Here is a 4,150-nt window from a genome sequence, read left to right as displayed (position 1 = left end):
TCTGTTTACATAATCTCACCCCCTTTCCTAAATTTGGCTCCACCTCCCCGCCCCCCGCAAAGGGGGACGGCACACTCAATTAATACCCTCTTTCTATTAACTCATTCAGAAACCGCTCCATAGTCTTAGGCGCATCACTTAATTTTTGCAAGAACTTTCCTACCCACTCCAGCTCCGTATACCCGCAATTCTCCAAGATTAACCTTAGCCCCCGTAAAATGTCCTGCGCTTGCTCATCGGTATAGTTGCAAAGCCCACCTACCCCAAAGTTGTCTGCAAACCACTTAAATGGCTCCTTCTTGCTGATACGCATAGTCCCACCTCCTCTGTTTTTTATTTTAAGCTTGTAATGGTCTTATAAAAATGAAAACATTGCACCCGCTCAATATTTCGTCAGTCCGCTCATCTCTATAAATCACTTCTTCAATACCATGTTTTTGTAAAATCTTCTCTATGTTTCTTCTAAGCTCTTCATCTTCTTTTTTCAATTGCTCTAAAAATTCATATTCTTCCGCTTCTTTCCCTTGCAATCCATCACTCTGAAGTTTTAACTCTAAATCTCTATGCCTACTTGCAACCTCGAAAGTGTAACGAAGAAGATCCGTATAAATGTCTATGGCCTTATCAAACCTATTTCTGGACACTTTTACTCGAAATGTTGCTTTCGGATAATATCTCTTCAGAATTTTTTTAATTTCCCTACCATCCATAGCTCCACCTCCTCTAATTATTCAATCTTCAACATTTTTTGTTTCTCTTTAATTTTCTCTTCTAATACTAATGCTTCGTTTAAATAGCGCTCTAAAGTCTTTCGGAATTCTTCTAAATATTCTTTCATTCGATTAAAGTCTTTCTCCGTAATAAACATTACCCCTATTTCCAATTCGACAAAATCTTGCTTAAATTTCCGCACTAACTCAATTAAATTTCTTCGCATTTTCCCCCTCCTTCGTTATTCCCCTTTTTTATCAATCTTTCGCTCCTTCGCTCTTTAGCTCTTTAGCTCGATTAGCATGGATCTCGACACTTCACCACTGCTCCACCTCCCTGCCCTCAGCCCCTGCACCGCTAAGGTACAGGGGCATTTAGGCTATTCTGTATATGCACTCTCAGCTTCTTCTACAATCTCCATTATCCCCTCTAAAGTTGCATCGCTTAGTTCTCTCATCTTATGATATGTGTACTCATCAATTTTGAACAATGGAAAACTTTCTGCAAATGCGAAAATTTTCTCAGTAGTCACTGTATCAATCTCCTCTACTTTCCTTGCTCGATCTAACATTGTCCGACTTGGATAAGTCCAAAAAGGCAATACTACTAACACTGCCCTTTCTTCCAATAATCGCAATTTAGGATATTTACTCTTCATTGCATACTCCCCATCTTCCACTAAAACTACCGCCCGCTTGTCATCTGGGCGGTAGAGTAAATATACAAATGGATAATCGAACAGCTCATATAATATCCCCTTTGGCATTGTCCCACCTCCTCTCTTTTTTATTCAAGCGGTACATACACTCCTAAAAAGCCCCGTACATACACTTTAAATCTGTTTTGCTTAGGTAAACAAATCATTCTGACCTCTAAATCAATCCTATACCCGTCCTTATGGAAAATGGAATACTCCGCTTTCTCAAATGTACGATACGGATCCCACAGTTTCCAATCTTCCTCTTTCCAATCAAGCATTGTTTCAATGAAACCTTGCTCAAAAAGATCATTCTCAATTTGAGACAATGCGAAGACCGCCATTCTGGCATTGTACGGATACCCCACTTTCACTACATACTTACCCCACTCAACATAGTACCCCCTCTTTGCCTCTTCAATCGTTACCTCAATGTTACCGAACCTCTCTACTACTTTTTGCATAGTCCCACCTCCTCTGTTTTTTTTTATTTTAAACACTCATCAAATTTTTCTAATGCTTCCAATGGCACGATATGGAAAAATTTGCCACTTTGAACATTCTTTAAATACAATTTAGGGAATGCACAATAGAACACTTTATGCGCCCATAACACCGCCTCTTCCTCATCAAACCCTAATAAATGCGCAATCTCATGTAGGAAAGTCATCAATGAAACTTTGAACAAATAAACCCTTTTTGTCACTGGATCATAGCAACCACCTCCCGTTGCACAATACAGAATTGGATTAATCCGCACTTCAAACTTTACATTATTTATCCCATACAATTTGCATATCTCCGTAAATAGACTTTGCAATATCTGTTTCTGCTCCTTTATTGAACTTTTCCAAAATGTTTTTGGGTCAATGTGTCTTTTTACTAACTCCACCACTTTCATTTTTTCACCCCCTTCAATTTAGTATTCATAATCGTCATCATCATCTTTCTTCACATTGCCTATTCCACACACATCGCAACTGTTTCCTCTCCAACTACTCGCTAACCCTCTATAGGTATAGGTATATCGTGACCCTACATTACTATAGACAATGCCGTACTTCCAAGACATATTGCTGAACTTCATTCCTCTCTTTTTATCTTCATCCCATGAACCAATAAAAACTGGCTCCGCTTTAAAAATCAGCCACTTACTACTGAATGCTTCTATATGTTTCAAAATCCCAATCCCAAATCTGTTGACTAATAAACTGGCAACATAAGTATCTGAAAGATTTTTCAATGATAATATTTGCTCTCTTTGTCTTTGAGTAAATGCGGACAAAACGGCAATAAACATACTGCGCCAATCCGAGACTGTACCGTTATGAAACAGTACAGCCTCTGCGGTATACTTCAATCTTAAGGTATCCAATTTGTCCACTCTGAACGGATGTGTCAGCTGGGGCAATATCTCCCCAGCTGACCTTAATCTACAATGCAATGCGTGCACTGCTCCTTCTGGAATTTTTTCATATACTGCGACTAATCCCTCATAGCTCATTATCCCCTTTATCACTTTTACTCTCTTCCCCTGCAACCAAGCAACCCCCGCACCATGGGGGTTACTGTCCCACATTTTCTTTAGCTCTTCCTCGGTGAACCTCTCGCCACTCAAACTCACAGCAATTATGCACATACTCCACCTCCTTTAGCTTAATAAATTCATTACAATTTCGTCAATTATTCTCATCCACTTCTCTTTCAATTCCTCAGTCAATTCTCCAACTCTCACCGAATATGGCAATCCAAATGCTCGCTCTCTCTTATCAGAGGTATAAACGAAATCGATATACTCGAATATTTGGGACTTGAAATTGCACACATTGCCCCTTGCTTCCTTAAATCCGAAAAGGATCAATCTGTATATTCCCTTCTTGTTTAATCTATTTGCCACTTTGTTTATTTTCTCAGCTAATTTCAATCGGACAAATATTCTAATATCGCTCGACCAATCATCATAGAAGAAAATGTCCACTCTGGGTTTAGGCCGATAACGCCTAACCCTCCAATTTTTCAATACATCTTTGTCTATTGTGAGATAATTTGCAATAAACTCCTGCAATATCTGCCACTCCGCTCTTATATTCAAACGATCAATTTCTTCATCGCATGGCTCTAATGCAACTCCTTCACGAGAAAAATATGCCATAATCACCGCTTTGATAATCCGCAATACCGAAGATAGCACCTCTGGTCTAAGAAAAATGGCCGCTGGGGGTGTGCGATACTCGAACCCCCAGGGCTTTGTTTCATAAGCACTCATCTTCTTATAACTACCTCTCGCATAACCACTAAGATTAATTGTCCATTTCCCAATCCAGTTGTCTAAAAGCTTCAATATATCCCCATTGGGGGGCACTGATAAATGAATGTGCCCTCCCAATGGAAACACATCACCCTGGGCAATAAGACTATACCCAGGGTACTCTCTCGCAAACTTCACTAAGATCTTTCTAAAATTCCTAACAAATCTTTCAATGTTACCAGATGGCGCTGGACGAATTTCCACTTGGCTCCCAGCGCCATCACGACCAATTTCTTCATACGAAGATGTTCCACCATCGATAACACCTGATGCACTGACTACTTTGCCACGATAAGTCAATTCGAATTCTGGATCAGCACCGAAACATAGAGACACTTTAATCTGCGGTTTCTTTGCACTACGCTTCTTGAAAATCTTTTTAAGATATGGCAATATCTGCTTAAAAACATTTATCGTCCTTTCACTATGCGTCC

Annotated in this window: 8 protein-coding genes; all 8 read right to left on the bottom strand. The window is 39.7% G+C overall.

The features are described from left to right. Positions 1-79: 79 nt before the first annotated feature. On the bottom strand, positions 80-313 hold the full coding sequence (locus JHC30_04015) for a hypothetical protein (GenBank protein MCI4463320.1): 234 nt from the start codon (positions 311-313) through the stop codon (positions 80-82). A 25-nt stretch (positions 314-338) separates the two neighbouring features. Continuing rightward, the gene (locus JHC30_04010) at positions 339-710 is read right to left on the bottom strand and encodes a hypothetical protein (GenBank protein ID MCI4463319.1); all 372 of its coding nucleotides are present in this window, start codon (positions 708-710) and stop codon (positions 339-341) included. A gap of 17 nt (positions 711-727) precedes the next feature. Continuing rightward, complete coding sequence (locus JHC30_04005) at positions 728-937, bottom strand: hypothetical protein (GenBank protein MCI4463318.1); 210 nt, start codon at positions 935-937, stop codon at positions 728-730. Positions 938-1,090: 153 nt separating this feature from the next. Then, entirely contained in the window at positions 1,091-1,477 is a 387-nt protein-coding gene (locus tag JHC30_04000; protein ID MCI4463317.1) for a hypothetical protein, read from the bottom strand. A 20-nt stretch (positions 1,478-1,497) separates the two neighbouring features. Beyond that, complete coding sequence (locus JHC30_03995) at positions 1,498-1,872, bottom strand: hypothetical protein (GenBank protein ID MCI4463316.1); 375 nt, start codon at positions 1,870-1,872, stop codon at positions 1,498-1,500. A gap of 23 nt (positions 1,873-1,895) precedes the next feature. Then, entirely contained in the window at positions 1,896-2,309 is a 414-nt protein-coding gene (locus JHC30_03990; protein MCI4463315.1) for a hypothetical protein, read from the bottom strand. 18 nt (positions 2,310-2,327) lie between these two features. Further along, positions 2,328-3,047, bottom strand: a complete 720-nt coding sequence (locus JHC30_03985; protein MCI4463314.1) for a hypothetical protein — start codon at positions 3,045-3,047, stop codon at positions 2,328-2,330. 12 nt (positions 3,048-3,059) lie between these two features. Then, positions 3,060-4,150: hypothetical protein (locus tag JHC30_03980; GenBank protein ID MCI4463313.1), on the bottom strand; the 1,091-nt coding region annotated here is incomplete at its 5' end.

The sequence above is a fragment of the Caldisericum sp. genome, from assembly GCA_022759145.1.
Lineage (GTDB): Bacteria > Caldisericota > Caldisericia > Caldisericales > Caldisericaceae > Caldisericum.
This window is presented reverse-complemented; position numbering and strand designations above follow the sequence as displayed.